Origin of the sequence: Streptomyces sp. NPDC050508 (genome assembly GCF_040655155.1) — a bacterium.
Lineage (GTDB): Bacteria > Actinomycetota > Actinomycetes > Streptomycetales > Streptomycetaceae > Streptomyces.
In genome coordinates, this window is record NZ_JBFAJJ010000017.1 from 166,069 (window position 1) to 187,315 (window position 21,247).

Consider the following 21,247-nt stretch of genomic DNA (forward strand, 5'->3'; position numbering starts at 1 on the left):
ACATTTTGAGTCGCCGTACGACGACGCATGCGTACAGACCACTGAGCTTGCGGAGCAGAACCTGGCTGACGCTCGGCGCGGTGGTCCTGGGCGGTGGGGGCTTCGCCACGTACGCCCTGGCCGGTCCGTCCGCCGACGGCGGTGCCGGGGTCCGGGCCAAGCGGCCCGTGAAGGTCTACGACCTCACGCTGAAGGGCACCGGCGGCGCGCGCCGGGAGCTGCCGCGCACGGGCACCGGGCGGTTCTCTCTCCTCGGCGTCTCCTGGACGGGGGCCGCGAAGAAGATCGACGGCACCGCGCAGGTACGCACCCGCGACAGCGAGAGCGGCGAGTGGAGCGGCTGGCAGGACCTGGAGCTGGACCAGGATCCGGCCGAGGGCGCCGACCGTGGCACGCGGAGCGCCTCCGAGCCGCTGTACGTCGGCCCGTCGGACGGCGTCCAGGTCCAGGTCGTGGCCAAGGACGGCACGACAACGTCCGGTCTGCCCAAGGGACTTGAGGTCAACCTGGTCGACCCGGGCGTGGCGACCGCCGCCGAGACCAAGGCCACCGGGACCGAGCCGGCGGCTTTCGTCGCCGACGCCACGGACTCGGCGTCGCCCACCGACTCGGCATCGGCGACACCCACGGACAGCGCGTCGCCGTCGGACTCGGCATCCGCTTCCCCCTCGGACTCCACCTCACCGTCGGACTCCGCGTCCGCCTCGGCCTCCGCATCGCAGACGCCGACGGCAACGGCAAGCCCGACCGCATCGGCCACCACCCCCTCCGCCCCGCCGTCCACCGTGCCGGAGCCGCCGATCGTCTCGCGCGCCGGCTGGGGCGCCGACGAGTCGATCAGTCCCGACGCGCCGGAGTACAACGCCGACGTGAAGGCCGTCTTCGTGCACCACACGGACGGCGCCAACGACTACTCCTGCGCCGACTCGGCGTCCATCGTCCGGGGCATCTACGCGTACCACGTGCAGGTCAGCGGCTGGAAGGACATCGGCTACAACTTCCTCGTGGACAAGTGCGGCACGATCTTCGAGGGCCGCAAGGGCGGCGTCGACCTGCCGGTGCTCGGCGCGCACACCTACGGCTGGAACCGGGAGTCCGCGGGCATCGCGGTGCTCGGTGACTACACCTCCATCGGCGCCACCGACGCGGCCCTGGCCTCGGTCGCCCGTATCGCGGCCTGGAAGCTCGGCCAGTACGGCGCCGACCCGGCCGGCACGGTCGAGCTCACCGCGGGCGCGACCCAGACGAACTTCTTCGGCACGAGTTTCACCGCCGGCAGCACGTATACCTTCAACCGGATCTCCGGCCACCGCGACGGCTACAACACCCAGTGCCCCGGCAACTCGCTCTACCCCCAGCTGCCGACCATCCGCGCCTGGGCGTCAGGCCCGGTGCAGGGCCTGAAGCTCACCTCGCTGTCCGGCACGGGCCTGTCCGGCTCGACGTACTACACCAAGGGTGCCGTCACCGCCCACTGGACGACCACCACCCCGGGCTCGCTGATCTCGAAGTTCGAGCTGCTGGTCGACGGCAAGACGGTCGCCACCGCCTCCGGTACGGCCACCTCGGTCGGCGCCACCCTCGCCGCGGGCAGCCACACCGTCGCCGTACGGGCCGTGCACCAGTCCGGCAAGACGACCACGACGGCCGCGCTGACGGTCGTGACGGACACGACGGCACCGACCTTCACCACCGCGCCGAAGCTCTCCCTGCGCACCGGAACCGTCACCACGGCCGCCGTCCCGGTCACCCTCGGCTGGAAGGCGGCCGACACCCAGGCCCTGAAGTCCGTGAGCCTGCTGACCCCGACGACGGCCGCCTTCGGCCCGACCACGACCAGCTCAAGCCGTACCGCCAAGTCCGGTTCCGCCACTACCTGGTCGATGAAGGCGGACGACTACGCGGGCAACACCCGCACGTCCTCCGCCGCCTTCACCCCGGTGATCCTGCAGGAGACCTCGGCCACCAAGTCCGGTACGTGGACGGCCCGTTCCTCCACGAACTACCTCGGCGGCACGTCGTACTCCAGCGCCTCGAAGGGCGCGAGCCTCAGCTGGACGTTCACCGGCCGCTCCGCCTCGTGGGTCGTCTCCCGGGCCACGACCTCCGGGCAGGCGTACGTCTACGTCGACGGGGTCAAGGTCGCGACCGTCGACCTGAAGTCGTCGACCACCCAGTACCGCCAGGCGATCTGGACCAGGACCTGGTCGAGCAGCGCCAAGCACACGGTGAAGATCGTGGTGGTCGGCACGTCGGGCCGCCCGACGATCACGACGGACGGGCTGGTCTACCTCAAGTAGTCACTGCCCAGAGGCCGTTCACATCCCCTCATATCGTCGAATCAACGACCGGCTCGGGTGCCCGCTCCTCCGTGATCTGCGGAGTGGGCACCCGGTCCGTGTTGACCAGGACGCCGGCGATGAGCGCGGCCAGCAGGATGGAGGCCATCGCCCACCAGGTGGCAACGTTGAAGCCGTGCACCGCGGCCTTCGCCTCCAGCAGTTTCCCGTTCACGCCGGGTCCTGCGTGGGCGGTGGCGTAGCGCGCGGTGACCGTGGCGGCGATCGTGTTCAGCAGGGCCGTACCGATCGAACCGCCCACCTGCTGGGCCGTGTTGAAGGTCGCGGAGGCCGCGCCGGAGTCGCGCGGTGCGACGCCTCCGGTGGCGAGGGACACCGAGGTCATCATCGCCGTACCCATGCCGAGGCCGAGCATCAGCATGCCGGGCAGGATGTACGTGGCGTACGCGGGCTCCACCCCGACCTGGGCGATCAGCGCGAGCGCGCCCGCCGCCATCAGCAGTCCCGGGACCATCAGGGTGCGCGGCGGGACCCGGTGCAGCAGCCGGGCCGCGACCTGCGTGGAGCCGGTGATCATGCCGACGGTGATGGGGAGATAGGCGACGCCCGTCTTGACCGGCGAATAACCGAGGACGCGCTGCATGTAGTAGGTGAGGAAAAGAAATACGCCGAACATGCCGATGGTGGTGAGCAGCGTGGTCAGGAACGCCCCAACCCGTTGACGGTCCTTCACCACCGTCATCGGCAGCAGCGGAACCCGTGCCCTGGTCTGCCAGAACCCGAAGGCGCCGAGCAGCACGACCCCGGCGGCGAGCAGCGTCAGCACCAGGCCGTCGCCCCAACTCCTCGACTCCGCCTCGGAGAAGCCGTACACCAGCGAGAGCATGCCGAGGGAGCCGAGCAGTGCGCCGGGGATGTCGAGGTGGGCGTCCGGGTGCCGGGAGCTGTCGCTGAGCAGAACCCAGGCACCGGCGAACGCGACCAGCGCGATGGGCACGTTGACGTAGAGGCACCAACGCCAGTCCAGGTACTGCGTGAGGAACCCGCCCGCCAACAGCCCAACTGCCGCGCCCGCGCCGACAATCGCGCCGAACACACCGAAGGCCTTGCTGCGGTCCTTGGGGTCGGTGAACGTCGTCGTGAGCAGCGACAACGCGGAGGGGGCCAGTAGCGCGGCGAAGACTCCTTGCAGCGCTCGGGCGCCGAACAGCATGCCCTGGTTGGCGGCGGCACCGCCGAGCGCGGACGCGGCGGCGAAGCCGATCAGCCCGATCATGAACGTGTTCTTGCGCCCGGCGAGGTCGGCGATCCGGCCCCCGAGCAGCAGCAGTCCGCCGAAGGCCAGCGTGTAGGCGGTGATGACCCACTGCCGGTTCCCGTCCGACATACCGAGGTCGGTCTGGGCGGACGGCAGGGCGATGTTGACGATGGTCATGTCGAGGACGACCATCAACTGCGCGAGCGCGATGACGACGAGCGCCCACCAACGGCGGTTGTCGGCCATGGATCCTCCCCGGGTCCGGCGGTCGCCCTCATCGTCCTCCCGCACGCCACCCTTTGGGAACGCCGCCGTCTCTTATTACGGCGATTTTGCCGACCCTCGCACCGTCGCCCTCCGCACCACCGAACTCCGTTACCGGCCTGGGCCGTTCACCGCGTCCCGGCACAACAGCCGCAGCGACCCGTGCCCACCGAAACACCGCCGCGCCTCGTCGATGGGGTCCCACAGGCGCCCCTCCGGAGTACGCACCCAGTGCTCACCACCGGTCGCCCACCACTCGGCACCGGTGTGCCACGCGATCACCTCACCGGCGTACGCCCCGAACCCGCGCAACTCGCTCTCCACGGCGGCGTACGGCGCACCCTCCCGCCGTATCTCCTCGATCATCCGGTCGACCCGCCACAGGCTCTGCGCCGAGTAGTCGAGCCGCACCCGGGCCCCCTCGCGCATCATCGCCACGGCGTCCGCGGCCCACCGCACGGGCTGCGCGGCGGCCCTGGGCCGGGCCCCCCGCGCTGTCATCACGTCTGTCATCGCACCGAGAAAACCGTAGTCGCGGGCCATCCCGGCACCCCGATCCGGGCATTTCCCCGGACCGACGCAGAACCGCCCCACCCCCACCGCACGACGGTCACAGACCCAGGGCCTGTCCGAGCGCTCAGCCTCCGCTCAACTCCGCCCGCGCGCCCGGCGCGAGACCACCGCGCGCAGCACCCGACGCCCCTCCGTCGACACCGCGAGCACCTGGCGCAGTCCGCCGACGCCAGTTCCGGCTCCGGCTCCGGTTCCCGTTCCGGCGAGGAGTTCGAGGACAGCGATCTGGCGCCGCAGCTCGCCGGCGACGAGGGGCGACATGCCGTCCGTACGGCCCTCACGGCGGGAGCCGATGTCGTCGGCACCGTCGGCACCGTCGGCCGGGGCCATGACCTCAAGCAGCCGGTGGATCCGCAGCGAGGCGACCGAGCAGGCGTCGGCCCACTCCCGTACCGGAGTGCCGGCGAGAACGGCAGGTGCGGTGGCGAGCATCTCCCGGGCGAGTTGCACGGCCCAGTCCTCACCGGGTTCCTCGAAGAGCGCGGGGAGTTTGGCGCGCACCTGCTCCAGACGCTCGCCCCACTCCTCCCCCACGGCACCGCCCGCGAGGCTGGTCCACAGGGGCCGCAGCACCTCGTCGTCGCCGCCCAGCAGCGGCACGCACCGATCCAAACAAGCCAGTCCACCGGCGGTCAGTGCGCGCTCATCGGCCTGCGCGATCAGTTCCAGCAGACTCATCCAGACCTCCCTCGGCGGGACCCCTCTCCTACGGAGCCCGCGTTTCCCCTGACTGCGTGCTGCACCCCGGGAGTGTCACACGGGACGACGCCGAGCAGGTCGAGAAAGCGGAAGAAGAGGTTTTCGGCCAACGGATCGTGATCTTCGGCGGGGACGGTCAGACCGCGACCGGAGCGCCCGGCCCCGCCAGGGCCTTCTCGTGCTGCATCCGGGTCAGTCGCAGGACGACGAGGATCGCGAGCGCGGCGGCGGCGATGTCGAGGGCGTCGGAGATCATCATCGCGTAGGCGCCGGCGTGGATCCCGTCCGCCGTGTCGGCGTCCCCGGACTGCGCGGAGCCCACCCGGTGATCCGGCGCGGATACCAGAGGTTCACGAACGGGACGAACCACCCGCCGACCGCCCACGAGGGCTTCATGCCCAGCCCCCGCTCGTCCAGCCACGCCGACCGCCCCGCTCAACCCACCTTGTCCGCAAGGGACTTGAACTGCGCCCAGGTCAGCGCCGGCGCCCCCGGATCCCACAACTTCTGGACCGTGGCCCGCAGCGGCATCCGAATACCCGCCGCGACCTGGTTCTGCGTCTGGGAGTTGGCGAGGTCGCACCACACCGCGAACGACCCGCCGAGGATCTGGCCGTCGTACTTCGCGGAGACCGCCTGCGTCCCCCGCAGCACCCGAGGCGTCCACTGCTCGTAGATCCGCTGCCCCGTCGGATAGACGAAGGTCTGCGGCTCCCCGAGGACGTAATACAGGTACTCGTCGTTGTAGTTGAGGACTTTGCGCCCCGCGCTCAGATAGGCGACGGGCTGCCGGGCACCGATCTCCTTGCCCGTCCAGTACGCGACTTGGAGATCCTTGGCGGCCTGCACGGACGTACCCGCGAAGAAGCCGTCGTTCCACACCCGCATCGTCCGGTCATGGTTGCGGACCGTGTCGGCGCGGTCGTTGAGCCAGCCGGTGGTGAGGTCGGCGACAGTCCCGCCGGAGCCGTAGGCCTTCGTCGCCTCGGCGGCCAACTGCGGGAAGGACGCCTGGGGGTTGGCGACGGTCAGCGCCTGGTACTCGTCACCCCCGAGGTGCCACTGGTCGCCGGGGAACAACCCGGCGTACTCGTCGAGGAGTTCGTCGACGATCGCGGCGGACGCGTCCTTGGAGATGTCGATGGCGCCGCGCGTGGCGACGCCCGACACGTTCCGCAGCTGCAGATCCGGATGGGCGGCGAGCACCGCGCCCAGGTGCCCCGGCGAGTCGATCTCGGGCACGACGGTGATGTGCCGACTGGCCGCGAGGTCGACGATCTCCTTCACCTGCGCCTTGGTCAGGTGGTCCTTCGACACGACCTCGGGATGGCTGGTCGACTGGATACGGAAACCCTGGTCGTCGGAGAAGTGCAGCCCCAGCTCATTGAACTTGAGATCGCCCAACTCCCGTACCCGGTCCTCGATCCAGCCCGCGGTGAACGGCTTGCGCGCGATGTCCAGCATGAACCCGCGCCGCGGCTTGGCCGGTTGGTCGTGCACGACACCCTCCGGCGCCGTACCGCCCCCGTGCACTTCCTGCTTGAGCGTCCGCGTCCCGTAGAAGACCCCCGCGTCCGAGGGCCCACTGATGTTGACCCTCCCCCCACGCACGGTCATCGCGTACGACTCCGGGTCCGCGCCCTCGTCGTCGTTCAGCGCCAGCCGTACGTCCCCGGCCCGCACGTCACTCGACTCGCCGCCGTACGTCAGCCCCAACTCACCGGCGATCAGCCGCCCCTCGTCGACGAGATCGGCGTCGTCGACGACAACACGGTCCCCCTTGGCGGGCCGCCAGCCGGGACCGCGCGCGGGCGTATGGGAACGCACGGCGGGAATGGTGCGGGGCGCCTGCGACAGCGGATACGACCGGGTCGGACTCGGGCTGGGCGTCGGGGACGCTGAACGGGAGGCCGCGCCGCGCGAGGCAGCGGAGGTCTCGTCGGCGGACCCGACCGCCGCGCCCCCGGAACCCCCCTCGTCGCCGGACGCCGACCACAGCCCGAGGCCCACCCCGCCCCCGACCACCACAGTGGCCGCGACGACCGCGATCAGCCCCCGCCGCTGCCTCAACGACTTCGACGGCTTCACCTGCTTCGCCGACGAGCGGCGCCTGTGCTGGCTCACGGCGCCAACCTACGGCCCCGGGTGGATCGCAGGTGTCCACCACACGTTCCGAAACTCTCCCGTCCGGGTGAAATTCGGGCATCCGTCGGACACCTCATGACCACTCCCGATAACGTGGTGACGCACTTCTCACTCTTCAGCACCGCATCCCCTGCCGCACCGTCCGCGACGCGAGGATCCACACTGCCTGCGCACCGCCTTCCCCACCTCCCCGGCCGAGTGGCCATACCGGTGCTGCCCGAGCAGTCCCGCACTTCGCGGTCCCCGAAATCGCTGGAGGCGTTCAACACCGCGCCTCCCGAAGACGCCCGGCACACCCTCCTCACCTGCCTCCACAGCCTCCGCTGGTCCCGCCGCCTCACCGACCACCGCCCCTACCCCGACCTGGACTCCCTGCTCGCCGCGTCCGACGAGGCGGCGTACGACCTCACGGCCGGGGACCTGTCGGAAGCGCTGGCGGGCGAGTCACTCCCGGTCCTGCCGGACGACACGTACGAGGCCGCCCACATGGCTCTCGACGCGGCCCACGCCGCGTACGAGGCCCGCTTCGGCCACGTGTTCGTCATCTGCGCGGACGGCATTGCCCCGGACGAGGTCCTCGACCACGTACTGGCAGGCATCCGATCACGCCTGACGAACGACCCGGAGGAGGAACGGGTGGTGGTGGCGGAGGAGCTACGGCGCCTTGCAAGAGGACGGCTGCTGAGGGCTTTTGTCTTTTAGGGGCGCGGGGAACTGCGCGACCAGCCACAAACGGCCCGCACCCGGCAAACAAGATGAACCCCCCACCCCCATCAGCCGCCCGAAACTAGCCCGTACGTGCACCTTTGGGTGCCAGTTTGATCACACAGGCAGGCCCGCCGTAAGACCGGCGTCAACGGCTGGATACGATGCTGAGGGCCGGAGGACCGTACCCGGCCGGGCCCGACCGACAGAGAAGCCGGCGCGGCCCTACATCCCCGCTCCCGGAGGGCTTCCGTGCCGGCTGGAACGCTGTACCGCGGCCGGGAAGGAATGTGGTCCTGGGTGGCTCATCGAGTCACCGGCGTCCTCATCTTCTTCTTCCTGTTCGTACACGTGCTGGACACCGCTCTTGTGCGTGTCTCCCCCGAGGACTACGACAAGGTCGTAGCCACCTACAAGACGCCGATCGTGGCACTGCTGGAGTACGGCCTCGTCGCCGCGATCCTCTTCCACGCCCTCAACGGTCTGCGCGTCATCGCCGTCGACTTCTGGTCGAAGGGCCCGCGCTACCAGAAGCAGATGCTCTGGTCCGTCGTAGGCCTGTGGCTCGTGCTCATGCTCGGGGCGATCTACCCCGTGCTCGGCCACGCCGCTCGTGTTCTGTTCGGGAGCTGACACAGATGTCCACGACTGAAACCGCAGCGTCGGGCATCGGCCCCGTCGAGGGTGCGTCCGTCTACAACGTAGACAACCCGGCGCCCCTCATCGAGGCCCCCCGCAAGCGCACCAAGAAGACCCCGAAGTCGACCCGGGGCAACTTCGAGATGTACGGCTGGCTCTTCATGCGCCTGTCCGGTGTCGTGCTGGTCGTCCTGGTCCTCGGCCACCTGCTGATCCAGCTCGTGCTGGACGGCGGTGTCTCCAAGATCGGCTTCGCCTTCGTGGCCGGCCGCTGGGCCTCGCCGTTCTGGCAGGTCTGGGACCTGCTGATGCTCTGGCTGGCGATGCTGCACGGCGCCAACGGCCTGCGCACGATCATCAACGACTACGCGGAGCGCGCGAACACCCGGCTGTGGCTCAAGGGCCTGCTCTACACCGCCACGGTGTTCACCATCCTGCTGGGCACGCTGGTGATCTTCACCTTCGACCCGAACATCCGCTAGGCCATCGGGCTGAGGGACTGAGGAATTCTGATGAAGATCCACAAATACGACACCGTCATCGTCGGCGCCGGCGGCGCCGGTATGCGCGCCGCGATCGAGTCGACGAAGCGCAGCCGCACCGCGGTCCTGACGAAGCTCTACCCCACCCGCTCCCACACGGGCGCGGCGCAGGGCGGTATGGCCGCCGCGCTCGCCAACGTGGAGGAGGACAACTGGGAGTGGCACACCTTCGACACGATCAAGGGCGGCGACTACCTGGTCGACCAGGACGCCGCCGAGATCCTGGCGAAGGAGGCCATCGACTCGGTCCTCGACCTGGAGAAGATGGGCCTGCCGTTCAACCGCACGCCGGACGGCACGATCGACCAGCGGCGATTCGGCGGCCACTCCCGTAACCACGGTGAAGCGCCCGTCCGCCGCTCCTGCTACGCGGCCGACCGCACCGGCCACATGATCCTCCAGACGCTGTACCAGAACTGCGTGAAGGAGGGCGTGGAGTTCTTCAACGAGTTCTACGTCCTCGACCAGCTGATCGCCGACGTCGACGGCGTGAAGACGTCGGTGGGCGTCGTCGCGTACGAGCTGGCGACCGGCGAGATCCACGTCTTCCAGGCGAAGTCCGTGATCTACGCGTCCGGCGGCACCGGCAAGTTCTTCAAGGTGACGTCGAACGCGCACACGCTGACGGGCGACGGCCAGGCGGCGGTCTACCGTCGCGGACTGCCGCTGGAGGACATGGAGTTCTTCCAGTTCCACCCGACCGGCATCTGGCGCATGGGCATCCTGCTGACGGAGGGCGCCCGCGGTGAGGGCGGCATCCTCCGCAACAAGGACGGCGAGCGCTTCATGGAGAAGTACGCGCCGGTCATGAAGGACCTCGCGTCCCGTGACGTCGTGTCCCGCTCCATCTACACGGAGATCCGCGAGGGGCGTGGCTGTGGCCCCGAGGGCGACCACGTCTACCTCGACCTCACGCACCTCCCGCCGGAGCAGCTGGACGCCAAGCTGCCCGACATCACGGAGTTCGCGCGCACGTACCTCGGTATCGAGCCGTACACGGACCCGATCCCGATCCAGCCCACCGCGCACTACGCGATGGGCGGCATCCCGACGAACGTCCAGGGTGAGGTCCTCACGGACAACACCACGGTCGTCCCGGGCCTGTACGCGGCCGGCGAGGTCGCGTGCGTGTCGGTGCACGGCGCGAACCGCCTGGGCACCAACTCCCTCCTGGACATCAACGTGTTCGGGCGCAGGGCGGGCATCGCGGCGGCGGAGTACAGCCAGAAGGCGTCGTACGTCGAGCTGCCCGAGGACCCGGCGCAGCAGGTCATCGACCAGGTCGAGCACCTGCGCAACTCCACCGGTACCGAGCGCGTGGCGGTCATCCGGCGCGAGCTGCAGGAGTGCATGGACGCCAACGTCATGGTGTTCCGCACCGAGCAGACGATCAAGACGGCGGTCGAGAAGATCGCGGAGCTGCGCGAGCGCTACCGCAACGTCTCGATCCAGGACAAGGGCCGCCGTTTCAACACGGACCTGCTGGAAGCGATCGAGCTCGGCAACCTCCTGGACCTCGCCGAGGTCATGGCGGTCTCCGCGCTCGCCCGCAAGGAGTCCCGCGGCGGTCACTACCGCGAGGACTACCCCAACCGCGACGACGTCAACTTCATGCGCCACACCATGGCGTACCGCGAGGTCGGCGACGACGGCACCGAGTCCATCCGTCTCGACTACAAGCCGGTCGTCCAGACCCGCTACCAGCCGATGGAGCGTAAGTACTGATGGCTACCCCTGTTCTGGACAAGGCGGAAGCGGCCGGCCAGCCCGAGCCCGGCTTCGCCGACTCCCCGTACATCACGGTCACCTTCCGGGTCCGCCGCTTCAACTCCGAGGTCTCGGCGGAAGCGGTCTGGGAAGACTTCCAGCTGGAGATCGACCCCAAGGAGCGCGTCCTCGACGGCCTCCACAAGATCAAGTGGGACATCGACGGCACGCTCACGTTCCGCCGCTCGTGCGCCCACGGCATCTGCGGTTCGGACGCGATGCGGATCAACGGCAAGAACCGTCTCGCCTGCAAGACCCTGATCAAGGACCTCAACCCCGAGAAGCCGATCACGGTCGAGCCGATCAAGGGTCTGACGGTCCTGAAGGACCTGGTCGTCGACATGGACCCGTTCTTCCAGGCGTACCGAGACGTAATGCCGTTCTTGATCACCAAGGACACGAACGAGCCGACCCGGGAACGCCTCCAGTCGGCGGAGGACCGCGAGCGCTTCGACGACACCACGAAGTGCATCCTGTGCGCCGCGTGCACGTCCTCGTGCCCGGTCTTCTGGAACGACGGCCAGTACTTCGGCCCGGCCGCCATCGTCAACGCCCACCGCTTCATCTTCGACAGCCGCGACGAGGCGGGCGAACAACGCCTGGAAATCCTCAACGACCGCGACGGCGTGTGGCGTTGCCGCACGACGTTCAACTGCACGGACGCTTGTCCGCGCGGGATCGAGGTCACGAAAGCGATCCAGGAAGTTAAGCGGGCGCTGATTACTCGGCGCTTCTGACTTTCCCAGGCCTGCATCAGGGCCCTGTTTCCGTCACTTCGGAAACGGGGCCCTCTGGTGTTTCTGGCCGCTTTTCGCCCCTTCTGAGGAGAGCATTCCGCTGTCACACTGCGGGCCGAGGGTCCGATAGGTATGGGGTGGGCGACAGGGGGATCGTGTGGCCGGAGAAGCGTCGCCCAAACACGAACACGTCACCAAGCAGGGTTACGGCGCGGCGGTCAAGGAAGCGCAGTTCGTGGCTGCGCCCCTGCTCACGGCTGCGGCGCTCTCCCTGTCCGGAGTGGTCGCCGGCGCCGACAAGGCCTTTCGCTGGCCCGGCGCAGCGCTGATCCTGCTGGTGATCACGTCCATGACGCTGGTGTTCAGCATGCAACTCGCCTACAACGCCCGCGCCTACCTGTTCACTTTCGCAGAGCTCAAGGATCACTACGAGGGGCTGCCGAGGCGGGTCGCCTCTCTGGAGCGGATGCGCAACGAGTACGACAAAGCTCAGGACACCTGGGAAAACCGCAATTACGTGGCGGTTCTCACCTACGACGCCGGCAGTCTGCTGCTCGGCCTCAGTGTCGCCGCATGCCTCGTTCCGCCCGACGGCCGCGACCAGTGGCCGGTCCGGTGGGCGGCCGCCGTGATCGTGTGCGTCGGCACGATGGCCGACGCGATCTGGATGGTGAGGAAGAAGTGGTGACTCCGCCCTGAACCGAACCGGAGGAAACATGCTGCACGATGTTGCGGATGCCGTGCTTCCCGGAATGATGCCGATCGGCAAACCATGTCCGGGGTGTGATGCGAGGCTCCCATGGGAGGCCGGTGGGTTCACTGACGCCGCTCGCCCCTTCCGAAGGCCTACGGTCGAGGAGGCCTACCAGGACGCCGTCAAGGGCAATCGCCGCCCTCTCGACAAGTTCCTGGCCATGGACCGCTACCCCTCGGATCACGCCTCGGTCCCTGCGAGCCAGGGCGACCAGGAGACGGACGGGCCGTGCCGTTTCGTCGGCTGGCCCGCATGGCTGCTTGCCCATTGCCGCACGCCTGAGGACGTGGACGCCTGGGTGACGAAGCTGCAGCCTTGGTGGACTCCCCCCGAGCCGAACGCCCACTGAGGCTCACCGAGCGTCGTCACTGTCGTCCGGACTTCCATCCCCCGCCCTGGACCCATGGTCGTACGGAAGATCAGCGGGGCCCACGCCAGAGAACAGTTTCGAGAGCCGGTAGAAGGTCTCCTCTTCCGTGTCGGAGTCCGTCGGCAGACGGTGATGCAAGGCCTCCAGCAGGTCGAACCGGTGCAAATCGTACGCGACGTGCATCAAGCCGGAGTAGGCCTGGGCCGCGGTGATCGCGCCCTTGTACGCCATCGCAGCCAGCACCGCGCCCATACCGCACCACCACCAGACGGACGGTTCGTCGTATAGAGCTGCGGCTCCCGCAGCATCGAGAGCCAGGAACGCCCAGCAGAGGTTGACGGCCGTGTCGAGTGCGTCGCGGGTGGAGCGCAAGACCTCGGCCATACGGTCCGAGACCTGGAGGTATAGACGTGGCCAGGAGGTCAACGTGGTCAGACCATAGCGTTCCCCGGCACTCAACTCGCCCGCGCGCAGGGCGTTGCCGAGTGCCGTGGGCAGCAACACTTCGGCTGGCGGTCGGGCCGCCAGGCGGCGGCGTGCTTCGGCCTGTACACGCAGGTCCTTGTCCCCACCCACCGGCTGATCGGCCCGTCTCCGCAACGCCCGCCATCTCCTGCGCTGCACCCGGGCCAGCAGCCCCGCGAACCCGGCCGTCAGAGACCAACGGTCCCAGTACCCTTCCAGAACCCGCACCGCCCGGACCTGGAACGGCTGTAGCAGCAGGCCGAGCAGCGCCCCGCAGACCACCACCGTCACGACCAGACCAAGGGCTGCCATCGACCGCTCAGGCCATACGGCACCCCAGTCGCTCCGCCCCGAGAAACTCCCCGCCCGCACCAGCGCGAGCACCCCGGCGACGAACAGCGCGCACGGCGCGAAGTGCACCGCCAGCACCCGTCGCACGAAGCCCGTCCTCCCCATACGCCCGTAAGCGATGTTCAGTATGGGGCTCCCGGGAAACCTCGGCCTCGCCAGCCCTCCTCACAGGGCATCGCTCAGCAGAGGCCGTCGCCCAGGCCCTCGTCATCCTCGTAGGTCTCATAGCTGTGCGCCGCCACCGGTCATGGGGTCGGCAACAATCCCGCCCCTGAGCCGATCATCGCCCTAACCTGACGACATGTCAGACGAAGAGTCGTACGAACTGCTCGGCTTCGACAACCTCCTCCTCCCCGTCGGCGACCTCGCCGAGGCCGTCGGCTTCTACGAGCGCGCCGGGTTCACCGTCGGTTTCCGGCTCGACGAGGCCGGGATCGCGATCCTGAAGGTCGGCGGCGAGACTCCCGGGGTTCTCCTCCGGCACGAGGACGGGCTCGGGCACCGACCGCCCCCGTGGCCCTCGCCCCGCACATGGCTGGAGGTTCCCGACGCCCGGAGGGCTGCCCAGCACCTCGCCGCCGCCGGGATCGTGCCCCTCGACGCACCCTTCTCCATCGCCACCGGGTGGACCGTCGAGATCGCCGACCCCTGGGGCAACGTCATCGGGTTCACGGACTACTCGAAGCGGCCGGAGCTGGCGCGGCGGGTGTGACGCAGGTCCCAGGGCAAGCAAGTTGAACACGTTCAAAAATGCTCCTACAGTTCTTCCTGTCAGCATTTTTGAACGTGTTCAAGAAGGGGGAGGCGCATGGACCGCACGGTCATCGCCTACGTCATCTACCTGATCGTCAGCATCGGGCTCACCATCTGGGTGGCACGGACGCTCAGCCGCAACGGGCGGATCTTCCTCGCGGACGTGCTGCGGGGGAACGAGAAGCTCGCGGAGGCCGTGAACCACCTCCTGGTGGTCGGCTTCTATCTCGTCAACCTCGGGTTCGTCGCCCTGTACCTCAGCGGCGACGGCACCATCGACGACACCCGGGGCATCTTCGAGGCCCTGTCGACGAAGGTGGGCGTGGTGCTGCTGGTGCTCGGAGGGATGCACCTGGCCAACGTGTACGTGCTCAACAAGATCCGGCGGCGCGGGGTCATGGAGCGGGAGCAGGTGCCGCCCGTCGCGCCGCAGGACTGGGTCGGGGCGTGACGACGGTGGCAGCCGCCCCGGCGGACCGGACGGACCGGACGACCCCGGTCCGCCGGCTCACCGTCCTGTACGACGCCGACTGCTCCCTGTGCACCTTCCTGCGCGACTGGCTCGTACGGCAGCCGCAGTTGGTGCCCCTGGAACTGGTACCGGCGTCCTCCGAAGAGGCCCGGCAGCGTTTTCCCGGGCTCGACCACCGCGCCACCCTCGACGAGGTCACCGTCATCGGCGACTCCGGGCAGGTCTACCGGGGCGCCGCGGCCTGGATCGTCACCCTGTGGGCCCTGCGCGAACAGCGGCCCCTGGCCCACCGGTTGAACACCCCGGCCGGGGCCCGGCTCGCCAGGGGCGCCGTGCTCGCCGCCGCCAAGTGGCGCGGGGCGCAGTGGGGCGCCGGGCAGTCGAACGTCCGGCAGTGGGGCGGGCGGACGTACCGGCGCGGCGACGGCTGGACGTACGACCCGCACCAGGGCTGGACCTACACCGCGCCGGGCTGCGACAGCGGTACCTGCCCCACTGGATAGGCTCCTTCCGTGCCCGCGAAGAACGACAGCCCCGAAGACGACGGCGGTACGCCCGCGAAGTCCGCGAAGTCCGAGCAGACCCGTGCGTTGATCCTGGAGACGGCCATGCGGCTGTTCCAGGAGCACGGTTACGACAAGACGACGATGCGGGCGATCGCCAAGGAGGCGGGCGTCTCGGTCGGCAACGCGTACTACTACTTCGCGGGCAAGGAGCACCTGATCCAGGGCTTCTACGACCGTATCGCCGAGGAGCACCGGCTCGCGGTCCGCGAGGTGCTGGACCGGGAGACCGATCTGGAGGCGCGGCTCGCGGGCGTGCTGCGGGTGTGGCTGGACATCGCCACGCCGTACCACGAGTTCGCGGTGCAGTTCTTCAAGAACGCCGCCGACCCGGACAGCCCGCTCAGCCCGTTCTCCGCGGAGAGCGAGCACGCGCGCGTGCAGGCCATCAGTGTCCACCGGGAGGTGCTCACGGGGGCGAAGACCAAGGTGGCGCCCGAACTGCGGGATGTCCTGCCCGAGTTGCTGTGGCTCTCCCAGATGGGGCTCGTGCTGTATTGGGTGTTCGACCGGACCGAGGGGCGCGAGCGGAGCTACCGGCTCGCCGAGCGCGGCGCCCGGCTCACCGCGCGCGGTGTCTCCCTCGCGCGCTTCCGGGTGCTACGGCCCCTCGTCCTGGAGGTGCACGAGCTGTTCACGGACTTCCTGCCGGGCATGACCCACGCGCTGCCCGACCCGGCGAAGAAGAAGCGCGGGGCGCCCGCCGCCGAACCAACCGACGACGGGCGCCCCTGAACGCTCAGTTGACGGCGTCCACCTCGCCCTCCGCGAGCTCGACGTCGTAGATCAGCGGGCCGTCCGTCACGTCCACGTGCCGGGCGATCGAGCCGTACGACGGTGCCGTCGTCGCCAGGAGGTACGTCCCCGGGCCCGGCACCGACACGATGTACGAGCCGTCCGCCAGGGACTCGACCCGGTCCAGCTGGCGTCCGCCCGCCGAGAGGAGCGTCACCGCCGCGCCCTCCAGGGGCTCGCCCTCGGCCGTACGGACGAAGCCGTGGACGGCCGACGACGGGCCGTCCGCGACGACCGGTTCGGGCTCCTCGGCGGGCTCCACCGCGAGGTGCGGCAGCGCCTTGTCCAGCCAGCCGGGCAGCCACCAGTTGGACTTGCCGAGCAGGTGCATCGCGGCCGGCACCAGGGCCGTACGCAGGATGAAGGCGTCGAGGGCGACCGCGGCGGCCAGGCCGACGCCTGCCGTCGCCGCGCCGGAGTTGCCGCTCAGGACGAAGGCCAGGAAGACGCAGACCATGATGAGGGCCGCGCTGTTGATGACGCGGCTGGTCTCCGCGAGGCCGACGCGGACCGCGCGGGCGTTGTCCTTGGTGTGGACCCATTCCTCGTGCATACGGCTGACCAGGAACACCTGGTAGTCCATGGAGAGGCCGAACAGCAGGGACAGCATGATGACCGGCAGGAAGGCGTTGATCGGGCCCTCCTTGCCGAGGCCCAGCATGCTCAGGCCCCAGCCCCACTGGAAGATCGCCACCAGGACGCCGAAGGAGGCCGCCGCCGCGATGAGGTTCATCAGGGCGGCCGTCAGCGGGACGACCAGGGAGCGGAAGGCCAGCAGGAGGAGCAGGAAGCTCAGGCCGATGATCGTGGCGACGAAGAGCGGGAGGCGGTCGCCCGTGACGGACGCGAAGTCCTTCGAGATCGCCGTCACCCCGCCGACGTGGCCGGTCACACCGGCCTCGGGTATCACCTTGTTCCGCAGGGTGTCGATCAGGTCGTCCGTCTGCAGGGACTGCGGTGAGGTCTTCGGGACGACCTGGATCACCGTCACCCCGCCCGTGGGCGGCAGCGCGGCGACCTGGGCCACGTCCTTCGTCGCCCGGATGTCCTTGACCAGGGTGGCGGTGTCGCCGCCCGAAGTGACCACCTGGAGCGGGCCGTTGAAGCCGGGGCCGAAGCCGTCGGCGAGGAGATCGTACGCCTGCCTGGTGGTCGTCGACGTGTTGTCGTTGCCCTGGTCGGTGGCGCCGAGGCGCAACGACAGGACGGGGAAGGCGAGTACGGCCATGACGACGAGGGCGAAGGCGGCGATCCGGCGCGGACGCTTCTGCACGGCGGCCGACCAGCGGACCGCGAGGTTGTCCGTACGCTCCGGCTCGGCCCCGGTCGCGGCCAGCTTGCGCCGCTGCTTGCGGCTGAGCACCCGCACGCCCAGGAAGCCGAGCAGGGCGGGGAGCAGCGTCGTGGCCGCGAGCACGCTCAGGACGACCGTGAGCGAGGTGCCGATGACCACGCCGTCCAGGAAGCGCAGGTTCGTCACCAGCATGCCGGCGAGCGCGATGCACACCGTGCCGCCCGCGAACAGCACCGCCCTTCCTGAGGTGTTGAGGGCGATGACCGCCGACTCCTCCGGATCCAGGCCGCGTTGGACGCCGCGTCGGTGCCTGGTGACGATGAACAGGGCGTAGTCGATGCCGACGCCGAGGCCGATCAGGGTGGCGAGCAGGGGCGCCAGGTCGGGGATGTCGGTGGTGTGGCTGAGGAGTTGGGTGGAGAACAGGCCGGTGCCGACGCCGAAGATCGCGATGCCGATCGGGAGCAGGGCGGCGTAGAGCGAGCCGAAGGCCAGGAACAGGACGACGGCCGCCGCGAGGATGCCGACCACTTCGGCTATGCCGCCCGGCGGTTCCTCCACGCGCTGGACGGCCTGGCCGCCCAGCTCGACCTGGAGGCCCTTGCGTTCGGCGCTCTGCGCGGTGTCCACGACGTTCTGGACGAGGTCCTTGGGGACGGCGTTCGCCTGCTCGGCGAACGTGACCTGCGCGTACGCGATCGTCCCGTCGGAGCTGATCTGCGCCGCGCCCCGGGCGCCGGAGTACGGGCCGGTGACCCCGCCGACGCCCTTCATGCCGGCGATCTTGTCGAGCACGGGCTGGATCCGGGCCTGTACGGCCTGGTCGCGGACCGTTCCCGAGTCGACCTTCCACACCACCGTGTCGGTGTCGCCCGAGCTGTTCGGGAACGCCTTCTCCATCAGGTCGTACGCGCGCTTGGAGTCCGTGTCCGGGAGGGAGAACACGTTCGCGTAGTTCGTACCGGCCGTAGAGGCCGAGAAGCCCAGGCCGAACAGTGCCCCCACCCACAGCAACAGGACCACCAGCCGGTGCCGATAGCACCACCGTGCCAATGCCGCCACGCTCAACGCTCCTTAGTCGTAACCGAGTTGACTCGGTCGATCGGTCGGATGGTCCCCCAGGTCCTGGGCTACAGAATTGGTGGCGGCACGCACGCGTGGACACGTATCGGCCATGACTCTCAAGGAACTCCAAAGACCGGACGGCCCCGATGTCAGTGCCGCCGTCGATACTGGGGGCATGACGGCTCCAGGAACCGTGCTGGTGGTCGAGGACGAACCGAGCATCGCCGACGTCCTCGCCATCGCGCTGCGCTACCACCGCTTCGAGGTGATGGTCGCGGGCACCGTGCGCGAGGCGCTCGCCCTCGCCGACCGCACCCGCCCCGACTGCGCGCTGCTCGACGTGATGCTCCCGGACGGCGACGGCCGCGCCCTGGGGCAGGAACTGCGCGCCCGCAGACCGGATCTGGCGGTCGTCTTCCTCACCGCGCGGGACGCACCGGCCGAGATCGTCGGCGCCCTCGGCTTCGGCGACGACTACATCACCAAGCCGTTCGACATCGACGTGGTCGTCGCCCGCATCACCGCCGTCCTGCGCCGCACCCGCCCGGCCGACGTCCTCCCGCAGCGCCCGCCCCTGCGCTACGGCGACCTGGAGCTGGACGAGACGACGTACTCGGTGCACCGCGCGGGCCGCTCGGTCGAGCTGACCCCCACCGAGTACGCCCTGCTGCGTTTCCTGGTGCGCAACGGCGGCCGGGTCGTGCCCAAGGAGCAACTCCTGCGCCATGTCTGGCAGTACGAGCACACCCCGCAGGAGTCGACCGTCGTCGAGACCTACATCAGCTATCTGCGGCGCAAGCTGGAGACCCTGGGACCGCCCGTGATCACCACGCGGCGGGGCGTCGGATACGGGCTCGCATGAAATTCCGCCTGCCGAACTGCGAGCGCGGTGCCCACTCCCTGCGCGCCAAGCTGACGCTGGCGAACCTCGCGCTGCTTGCGCTCGGCATCGTCATGGCCACCGCCGTCAGCCTGATGGGCATGCGGCACTACCTCCTCGCCCAGGTCGACACCGAGCTGACCAAGTCCCGTGACTCACTGGGCGGTTCGCAGCTCACCATGCAGCAGCTCAACACGCTGAGCACCCTGGCCGGCATCGGCGACCACCTGATCCCGAAGCAGATGGGCGACTCGCCGAACCCGGACACCGTGTTCGCGGCGGTCGGCGCACAGGGCAAGGTGCTCACGGTCGCCGGCTTCGAGCCGACCGCGAGTCAGCGGGCACTCGCCGCCGCCTTCCACGACCCGGCCACGCTGGCCGCGGACGGCACACCGCGCGACATCTCGCTGCGCGGCGACCCCTACCGCGCCACCGGGACCCGGCTCGCCGACGGCACGTACATCCTGATCGCCGCCTCCACCGGCGGCCTCCACCAGGGCATGGCCAAGGCCCTGAAGCTGGACCTCGCCTTCGGCACCCTGCTGCTGGTGCTGCTCGCCGCGCTGACCATGATGAGTGTGCGACGGCGGATGCGGCCCCTGGAGGACATGGTGGAGACCTCCACGGCCATCGCCGAGGGCGACCTGACCCGGCGCGTGCCCTCCAGCCACCATCCGACACAGGAGGTCGAGCAGCTGCGGGTCGCCCTCAACTCCATGCTCCACCAGGTGGAGTCGGCGTACCGCACGCGCGAGCGTACGGCCGCCCAGCTGCGCCGCTTCGTCGCCGACGCCTCGCACGAGCTGCGCACCCCGCTGTCGGCGATACGCGGCTACCTCCAGCTGTACGACAAGGGCATGCTGACCGAGCCCGACGAGCGCAAGCGGGCCTGGGACCGGATGAACGCGGAGGCGGACCGTATGGGCCACCTCGTCGACGAACTGCTCATGCTGGCCCGCCTCGACCAGCAGCCCGAACTCCGCCTCCGGAACGTCGACCTGAGCCGCCTGGTGCGCGACGCCGCCGAGGACCTGCGGGTGCAGCAGCCGGAGCGGCCCGTCACGGTCGGCGCCGACGGCTCCCTCCTGGTGCGCGCCGACGAGTCGGGCATGCGCCAGATACTCGGCAACCTGGTGACCAACGTCCGCACCCACACGCCCGCCGACGTGCCCGTACGGCTCGGCGTGGAGCGCGAGGACGGAGTCGTACGGCTGTGTGTCGCGGACCAGGGTCCGGGGCTCGGCCAGGACGACGCGGCGCGTATCTTCGACCGCTTCTTCCGGGCGGGCGGCGGTGCGGGCAGCGGTCTTGGGCTGGCGATCGTGCAGGGCGTCGTGCTGGCGCACGGCGGGGACGTGGCGGTGCGGACGGCGCCGGGCGAGGGCCTCGCGGTGACGGTGACACTGCCGACGAGGGCGCCCGTCCCGTCGTAGAACACGACGGACGTCACGGGGTGTCGGGCTGGACCAGTGCCCACACCGTCTTGCCGTGCGCCCCGCGGCTCCACACGCCCCAGGCGGCCGCGATGCCCTCCACCAGGTGGAGTCCGCGGCCGGCCTCCTCGACGTCCGTCACGACCCGCAGCCGCGGTTCGACGCGGCCCTCGTCCGAGACCTCTATGAGACAGGAGCCGTCCGCGAGGGCCGTCACCGCGACCTCGAACTCCTGCTCCAGGAGCGGCCCGTGGCGTACGACGTTGGTCGCCAGCTCGGACACGAGCAGCACCGCGTCCTGGAGCGCCGGATCGTCACTCCCGTGCCCCCAGTCGGCCAGATGGTCCCGGACCCGGCGCCGGGCGAGACCCACCGAAGCCGGGTGCCGGGGCAGCCGGAAGGAGTTGCGTCTGACCACATCGG

21 protein-coding genes and 1 pseudogene are annotated in these 21,247 nt (G+C 69.6%); 13 read left to right on the plus strand and 9 right to left on the minus strand.

Annotation, left to right across the window (positions count from 1 at the left end; all coding sequences use genetic code 11):
* The first annotated feature begins 47 nt into the window (after window positions 1-47).
* Window positions 48-2,300 carry a peptidoglycan recognition protein gene (locus AB0I69_RS37985; protein ID WP_363100301.1) on the plus strand — a complete coding sequence of 751 codons (2,253 nt, stop codon included), beginning with the start codon at window positions 48-50 and terminating at the stop codon, window positions 2,298-2,300.
* 28 nt (window positions 2,301-2,328) lie between these two features.
* Here the strand turns inward: AB0I69_RS37985 and AB0I69_RS37990 are convergent, their stop codons facing one another.
* The 6 genes from AB0I69_RS37990 to AB0I69_RS38015 form a co-directional block, all read right to left on the minus strand.
* Window positions 2,329-3,804: an MFS transporter gene (locus AB0I69_RS37990; RefSeq protein ID WP_363100302.1), complete on the minus strand. Its 1,476-nt coding sequence runs from the start codon at window positions 3,802-3,804 to the stop codon at window positions 2,329-2,331.
* A gap of 129 nt (window positions 3,805-3,933) precedes the next feature.
* Window positions 3,934-4,335, minus strand: coding sequence for a hypothetical protein (locus AB0I69_RS37995; RefSeq protein WP_363100303.1), 402 nt, complete (start codon window positions 4,333-4,335; stop codon window positions 3,934-3,936).
* A gap of 135 nt (window positions 4,336-4,470) precedes the next feature.
* A complete protein-coding gene (locus AB0I69_RS38000; protein ID WP_363100304.1) occupies window positions 4,471-5,073 on the minus strand; it encodes a hypothetical protein in 603 nt (200 codons plus the stop codon).
* A gap of 157 nt (window positions 5,074-5,230) precedes the next feature.
* Window positions 5,231-5,416, minus strand: coding sequence for a hypothetical protein (locus AB0I69_RS38005; protein ID WP_363100366.1), 186 nt, complete (start codon window positions 5,414-5,416; stop codon window positions 5,231-5,233).
* Window positions 5,350-5,490, minus strand: a complete 141-nt coding sequence (locus AB0I69_RS38010; RefSeq protein WP_363100305.1) for a DUF4328 domain-containing protein — start codon at window positions 5,488-5,490, stop codon at window positions 5,350-5,352. The genes AB0I69_RS38005 and AB0I69_RS38010 overlap by 67 nt, the downstream gene beginning before the upstream one ends.
* A gap of 39 nt (window positions 5,491-5,529) precedes the next feature.
* Window positions 5,530-7,164, minus strand: a complete 1,635-nt coding sequence (locus tag AB0I69_RS38015) for a glycoside hydrolase family 20 protein (RefSeq protein WP_363100362.1) — start codon at window positions 7,162-7,164, stop codon at window positions 5,530-5,532.
* A gap of 150 nt (window positions 7,165-7,314) precedes the next feature.
* Between AB0I69_RS38015 and AB0I69_RS38020 the strand changes: the two genes are divergently transcribed.
* From AB0I69_RS38020 to AB0I69_RS38045, 6 genes and pseudogenes are all read left to right on the plus strand, one after another.
* Window positions 7,315-7,941 carry a 2-oxo-4-hydroxy-4-carboxy-5-ureidoimidazoline decarboxylase gene (locus AB0I69_RS38020; protein WP_363100306.1) on the plus strand — a complete coding sequence of 209 codons (627 nt, stop codon included), beginning with the start codon at window positions 7,315-7,317 and terminating at the stop codon, window positions 7,939-7,941.
* A 249-nt stretch (window positions 7,942-8,190) separates the two neighbouring features.
* Window positions 8,191-8,577: pseudogene (sdhC, locus tag AB0I69_RS38025) on the plus strand (succinate dehydrogenase, cytochrome b556 subunit); the annotation flags it as partial.
* 5 nt (window positions 8,578-8,582) lie between these two features.
* On the plus strand, window positions 8,583-9,065 hold the full coding sequence (locus AB0I69_RS38030) for a succinate dehydrogenase hydrophobic membrane anchor subunit (RefSeq protein WP_363100307.1): 483 nt from the start codon (window positions 8,583-8,585) through the stop codon (window positions 9,063-9,065).
* 30 nt (window positions 9,066-9,095) lie between these two features.
* Window positions 9,096-10,850 (plus strand): succinate dehydrogenase flavoprotein subunit, encoded by a 1,755-nt coding sequence (gene sdhA, locus AB0I69_RS38035; protein WP_363100308.1) that lies wholly within the window; start codon window positions 9,096-9,098, stop codon window positions 10,848-10,850.
* On the plus strand, window positions 10,850-11,629 hold the full coding sequence (locus AB0I69_RS38040; RefSeq protein WP_043677140.1) for a succinate dehydrogenase iron-sulfur subunit: 780 nt from the start codon (window positions 10,850-10,852) through the stop codon (window positions 11,627-11,629). Before sdhA ends, AB0I69_RS38040 begins: the two co-directional genes overlap by 1 nt.
* 157 nt (window positions 11,630-11,786) lie before the next feature.
* Complete coding sequence (locus AB0I69_RS38045; protein ID WP_363100309.1) at window positions 11,787-12,317, plus strand: hypothetical protein; 531 nt, start codon at window positions 11,787-11,789, stop codon at window positions 12,315-12,317.
* Between the two features lie 418 nt (window positions 12,318-12,735).
* On the opposite strand, the gene AB0I69_RS38050 is transcribed toward AB0I69_RS38045, so the two are convergent.
* A complete protein-coding gene (locus tag AB0I69_RS38050; RefSeq protein ID WP_363100310.1) occupies window positions 12,736-13,656 on the minus strand; it encodes a hypothetical protein in 921 nt (306 codons plus the stop codon).
* A gap of 214 nt (window positions 13,657-13,870) precedes the next feature.
* Here AB0I69_RS38050 and AB0I69_RS38055 point away from each other — a divergent pair, with 214 nt between their 5' ends.
* The 4 genes from AB0I69_RS38055 (at window position 13,871) to AB0I69_RS38070 (ending at window position 16,092) form a co-directional block, all read left to right on the plus strand.
* A complete protein-coding gene (locus tag AB0I69_RS38055) occupies window positions 13,871-14,281 on the plus strand; it encodes a VOC family protein (RefSeq protein ID WP_363100311.1) in 411 nt (136 codons plus the stop codon).
* A 96-nt stretch (window positions 14,282-14,377) separates the two neighbouring features.
* Window positions 14,378-14,773: a hypothetical protein gene (locus tag AB0I69_RS38060; RefSeq protein WP_363100312.1), complete on the plus strand. Its 396-nt coding sequence runs from the start codon at window positions 14,378-14,380 to the stop codon at window positions 14,771-14,773.
* The gene (locus AB0I69_RS38065) at window positions 14,770-15,297 is read left to right on the plus strand and encodes a DCC1-like thiol-disulfide oxidoreductase family protein (protein WP_363100313.1); all 528 of its coding nucleotides are present in this window, start codon (window positions 14,770-14,772) and stop codon (window positions 15,295-15,297) included. The genes AB0I69_RS38060 and AB0I69_RS38065 overlap by 4 nt, the downstream gene beginning before the upstream one ends.
* Before the next feature lie 9 nt (window positions 15,298-15,306).
* Entirely contained in the window at window positions 15,307-16,092 is a 786-nt protein-coding gene (locus tag AB0I69_RS38070; RefSeq protein ID WP_363100314.1) for a TetR family transcriptional regulator, read from the plus strand.
* Window positions 16,093-16,096: 4 nt separating this feature from the next.
* On the opposite strand, the gene AB0I69_RS38075 is transcribed toward AB0I69_RS38070, so the two are convergent.
* Window positions 16,097-18,499 (minus strand): MMPL family transporter, encoded by a 2,403-nt coding sequence (locus tag AB0I69_RS38075; RefSeq protein WP_363100363.1) that lies wholly within the window; start codon window positions 18,497-18,499, stop codon window positions 16,097-16,099.
* 187 nt (window positions 18,500-18,686) lie between these two features.
* Between AB0I69_RS38075 and AB0I69_RS38080 the strand changes: the two genes are divergently transcribed.
* A complete protein-coding gene (locus AB0I69_RS38080) occupies window positions 18,687-19,373 on the plus strand; it encodes a response regulator transcription factor (RefSeq protein ID WP_363100315.1) in 687 nt (228 codons plus the stop codon).
* On the plus strand, window positions 19,370-20,824 hold the full coding sequence (locus AB0I69_RS38085; protein WP_363100316.1) for a HAMP domain-containing sensor histidine kinase: 1,455 nt from the start codon (window positions 19,370-19,372) through the stop codon (window positions 20,822-20,824). Before AB0I69_RS38080 ends, AB0I69_RS38085 begins: the two co-directional genes overlap by 4 nt.
* Before the next feature lie 13 nt (window positions 20,825-20,837).
* Here AB0I69_RS38085 and AB0I69_RS38090 read toward each other — a convergent pair whose 3' ends face one another.
* Window positions 20,838-21,242, minus strand: a complete 405-nt coding sequence (locus tag AB0I69_RS38090) for an ATP-binding protein (protein WP_363100317.1) — start codon at window positions 21,240-21,242, stop codon at window positions 20,838-20,840.
* Window positions 21,243-21,247 lie beyond the last annotated feature (5 nt).

Excerpts from the sequence above, each read along its gene's own strand:
- AB0I69_RS38020 (WP_363100306.1), top strand. The coding sequence starts at position 7,315 with ATGACCACTCCCGATAACGTGGTGACGCACTTCTCACTCTTCAGCACC.
- AB0I69_RS37990 (WP_363100302.1), bottom strand. The coding sequence starts at position 3,804 with ATGGCCGACAACCGCCGTTGGTGGGCGCTCGTCGTCATCGCGCTCGCG.
- AB0I69_RS37995 (WP_363100303.1), bottom strand. The coding sequence starts at position 4,335 with ATGACAGACGTGATGACAGCGCGGGGGGCCCGGCCCAGGGCCGCCGCG.
- AB0I69_RS38060 (WP_363100312.1), top strand. The coding sequence starts at position 14,378 with ATGGACCGCACGGTCATCGCCTACGTCATCTACCTGATCGTCAGCATC.
- AB0I69_RS38085 (WP_363100316.1), top strand. The coding sequence starts at position 19,370 with ATGAAATTCCGCCTGCCGAACTGCGAGCGCGGTGCCCACTCCCTGCGC.
- sdhA (WP_363100308.1), top strand. The coding sequence starts at position 9,096 with ATGAAGATCCACAAATACGACACCGTCATCGTCGGCGCCGGCGGCGCC.
- AB0I69_RS38000 (WP_363100304.1), bottom strand. The coding sequence starts at position 5,073 with ATGAGTCTGCTGGAACTGATCGCGCAGGCCGATGAGCGCGCACTGACC.
- AB0I69_RS38055 (WP_363100311.1), top strand. The coding sequence starts at position 13,871 with ATGTCAGACGAAGAGTCGTACGAACTGCTCGGCTTCGACAACCTCCTC.
- AB0I69_RS38080 (WP_363100315.1), top strand. The coding sequence starts at position 18,687 with ATGACGGCTCCAGGAACCGTGCTGGTGGTCGAGGACGAACCGAGCATC.
- AB0I69_RS38030 (WP_363100307.1), top strand. The coding sequence starts at position 8,583 with ATGTCCACGACTGAAACCGCAGCGTCGGGCATCGGCCCCGTCGAGGGT.
- AB0I69_RS38040 (WP_043677140.1), top strand. The coding sequence starts at position 10,850 with ATGGCTACCCCTGTTCTGGACAAGGCGGAAGCGGCCGGCCAGCCCGAG.
- AB0I69_RS38010 (WP_363100305.1), bottom strand. The coding sequence starts at position 5,490 with ATGAAGCCCTCGTGGGCGGTCGGCGGGTGGTTCGTCCCGTTCGTGAAC.